This window comes from Kocuria oxytropis (genome assembly GCF_040981195.1).
Taxonomy (GTDB): Bacteria; Actinomycetota; Actinomycetes; order Actinomycetales; family Micrococcaceae; genus Kocuria; species Kocuria oxytropis.
In genome coordinates, this window is sequence record NZ_JAVFXA010000109.1 from 1 (window position 1) to 533 (window position 533).

1 pseudogene is annotated in these 533 nt (G+C 75.2%); it reads right to left on the bottom strand.

Going from position 1 to position 533, the window contains the following annotated elements:
• Positions 1–533 (bottom strand): annotated as a pseudogene (locus QYM41_RS17830) (hypothetical protein); the annotation flags it as partial.

A 533-nucleotide genomic window follows, 5' to 3' on the forward strand; every position in this document is an offset into this window, starting at 1 on the left:
GGCGAGGGTGGCGTGCCGCGTGCTCGAAGACGATCTCCACGACGCGCCGCACCTCGGCGGCGGGCGCCTGGATGCCCTCGATCCCGGCGGTCAGGGCGCCCACGCCGTCCGGGACGTACTCGACGTCGAGGACGGGGGTGGCCCCGGCGACGGACTCGCCGTACGGGAGCCTGCTCAGGCGTCCCCCGTAGAACTGCTCGTTGAGGTGGCGGAAGACCTGCTCGTCCATGGACCGGTACACGGTCCGCAGCGTCCGCTCCGGCACCACGCGGGAGAGGGCGTCGAAGGCGCTGTCCACCTCGACCACCGGCTGGGCGCCCGGGGCGGGGACCGCAGTGGGCGCCACCGTGAACGGCTGCGGCCGGCCCAGGTGCGGGTCCCCGAACCCGATGACCTGCCGGCACCGGGTCAGCGCCGGCAGCACCGCCGCGAGCGGGGAGCTCTCGGCGTCCAGCACCACCACGGCGTCGAAGTCGTGGTCCTCGGGCAGCGCCGCGGAGAGCACCAGGGGGCTGGCCGTCCAGACGGGCACC